This window comes from Sciscionella sediminilitoris (genome assembly GCF_000737195.2).
Classification (GTDB): domain Bacteria; phylum Actinomycetota; class Actinomycetes; order Mycobacteriales; family Pseudonocardiaceae; genus Sciscionella; species Sciscionella sediminilitoris.
On record NZ_JALM01000164.1, the window covers coordinates 1 to 3,218 of the forward strand.

Genomic DNA, 3,218 nt, shown 5'->3' on the forward strand with positions numbered 1-3,218 from the left:
ATCCTCACCAAACACCGTCCTCAACGACTCATGCCGACCCACCACATCACCCAACGCCAACCGCAACACCGACACATCAAACCGACCATTGATCCGGATGGCCGTCGTGACGTTGTAGGTGGGGCTCGGTCCTTCCAGCCGGTAAAGGAACCACAGCCGGTTCTGCGCGTACGACAGCGGAATACGACTCGGCCTCGGATGTACCGGCCGGACCGCGCGGACCCCGGATTCGGCACCGTCGAGCTTCCGGGCGAGCTCGGCGACATTCGGCGACTCGAACACCGCACGCACCGACAACTCCACACCGAACACCGAACGAACCCGGCCAACCAACCGCGTCACCAAAAGCGAATGCCCACCCAAATCAAAGAAATTATCGTCAATAGCGACGTGATCGGCGCCCAGGACCTCGGCGAACAACCCGCAGAGAATCTCCTCGCGCGGTGTCCGCGGCTCCCGCCCCTGCGCATCCGAACCGTAATCCGGAACAGGTAGTTCGCGGCGATCCAATTTGCCGTTCACCGTCAACGGCAGACCGGGCAGCGAGACGAAAACCGCCGGAACCATGTGATCCGGCAACAACCGGGAAACGTGCGCGCGCAGCTCGGCGCCATCCGGCTCGGCACCATCCGGCTGGGCGGCGGCCACCACATACGCGACCAGCCGCTTGTCCCCCGGCCGGTCCTCCCGGACCAGCACCGCGACCTGGTCCACCCATGGATGCGAGCGCACCGCCGCCTCGACCTCACCGAGCTCCACCCGGAAACCACGCAACTTGACCTGATCATCGGCCCGGCCGAGTATCTCCAGCTCACCAGCACGCGACCAGCGGCCCAGATCACCGGACCGGTACATCCGTGTCCCGTCCGCGGCGAACGGGTCCGCGACGAAACGCTCGCCGGTGAGTCCGGGCCGTCGCCAGTAGCCGCGCGCCACGCCGTATCCGGCCACGTACAGCTCGCCTGCCACACCAGGCGGCACCGGGCGAAGCGCCGAATCCAGCACGTGCACCCGGGCGCCGCGGAACGGGCGGCCCGCGCTCACGGTGGCGGCGGCCAGCGTTGCCCCCGGATCGATGCGCAGCTCGGCGCAGTTGACCGTGGTCTCGGTCTGCCCATACGCCGCGTAGACCACCGCACCCGGATTGCGGTCGCGCCAACGCTGCAAGGCGGCGGCCGACAGCGGCTCGCCGCCCAGCACCAAGGCTCCGGAGGGAGACGCCGAAGCCGGTAGGGCCTCCAGTGTCTCCAGGTGGCTCGGCGTCATCTTGGCGAATGTGGGGCGCGGAGCCGCCGACTCGGCCGATTCCGGAAGGTCACCGAGTACGACGAGTCCGCCCCGTGCCAGCGAGGTGTAGAGCGAGGTCACGGTCATGTCGAAGGAGATCGGCGTATGCAGCCAGGCCACACCGCCGACCGCGGTGTACTCCCCGGCGCAGCGCTGCACGTAGGCGCTCAGCGACCGGTGCGTGATCTGCACGCCCTTGGGCCGTCCGGTCGAGCCCGAGGTGTAGATGATGTAGGCGGGGTGCTCCGGCCGCAGCGGCGCGCGGCGTTCCCCGTCCGCGACCGGGCCTCCCGCGAGGCCGTCGAGATCCAGCGCGTCCACCGCGACCACCGGCGCCGCGGTGTCCGGTACCCGGCCGGCCGGTTCGGCGGTGGTCAGCACCACCTCGGGCGCGGCGTCGCGCACCAGATAGTCGATCCGCTCGGCAGGGTAGGCGGGATCCACCGGCACATAGGTCCCACCGGCCTTGAGCACCGCCAGCAGTGCCACGACCGCTTCCACCGACAGCGGCATGATCAGCACGGCCCGCGACTCCGGGCGGAGGCCGAGCCCGATCAGATGCCTGGCCAGCCGGGAGGATCGCGCGTCGAGCTCGCGATAGGACAGCGTCACACCGCCACCGGCCAGCGCGGGCTGTTCCGGCATCGCGCGCACCCGCGCGGTGAACAGCTCCGGGAACGAGACGTGCGCCTCGACGTGGGTGCCGCCCTGCCACTCATCGAGCACCCGCCTGCGCTCGGCGGCCGCCAGCAACGGCAGGTCCCGCACCGGAACGGCCGGCTCGCCGAGCGCGGCCTCGAGCAGGCGAACGAACCGCGCCCCCATCTCCTCGACCGTCGAGCGGTCGTAGAGGTCGGTCCGGAAGGCGATCGAGCCTCGTACCCCGGCGGGCGCGCCTTCCCCGGTGCGGTGCTCGTCGAGGAAGATGCGCAGGTCGAATCGGGCGGTGTCGGTGGCAACCTGGTTCGGCCGGACGGTGAGACCGGGAAACGTGACCGCGGCACGTCCCGAGGGGACCGCGTTGTTCACCACGAGCACCACCTGGCAGAGCGGGTGCCGCGAACCGGACCGTTCCGGGTTCAGCTGCTCGACCAGTCGCTCGAACGGCACATCCTGGTTCGCGTACGCGTCCAGCGCCTGCTGCCTTGTCCGCTCGACGAGCGCGTCGAACGTCGGCGTTCCGGACAGGTCGGTGCGCAGCACCAGGGTGTTCACGAAGAAACCGATCAGGTGCTCCAGATCGGTGTCGGTGCGCCCGGCGACCGGGGTGCCGATCGCGAGATCCTCGCCTGCGCCCAGCCGGGAGAACAGGGCCGCCCATGCGGCATGCAGCACCATGAACGGTGTAGCGCCGCTGCGCCGGCAGTAGGTCTCCAGTTTCGCGTGCAGCCCGGCGCCGAGTTCCAGGGGTGTCCGGTCGCCCGCACCGGACCCCGTGGCCGGGCGCGGCCGGTCGGTGGGCAGTGCGAGCTCGGTGGGCAGCCCGTCGAGCTGCCCGGTCCAGTAGGCGAGCTGGCGGCCGAACGGCGATCCGGCGTCGAACTCATCGCCGAGCGCTTCCCGCTGCCAGAGCGTGAAATCGGCGTACTGCACCGGAAGTACCGGCCATCCGGGCTCGGCACCGCCGGTCCGGTGGCGGTAGGCCTCGGCGAAATCACTGGCCAGCACCGGGATCGACCAGCCGTCCCCGGCGATGTGATGCATGAGGACCAGCAGCACGTGGTCCTCCTCGGTCACCCGGAACAGCCAGGCACGGACCGGAAGCTCGGCGTCCAGGTCGAACGCGTGCCGTGCCGCTTCGGCGACCGCGGCATCGACCTCGGCGGCACTCGAGGACACGACGGTCAGTTCGGGCACGGCCTCGTCGAGGATCCGCTGGTACGGTCCTTCGGCGTCTTCGCCGAACACGGTGCGCAGCGCCTCGTGCCGGG

General features: G+C 70.0%; 1 protein-coding gene. It reads right to left on the reverse strand.

The window, feature by feature from the left end:
- On the reverse strand, positions 1–3,218 hold a 3,218-nt coding region (locus tag AD72_RS34660; RefSeq protein ID WP_031470886.1), incomplete at both ends, for a non-ribosomal peptide synthetase.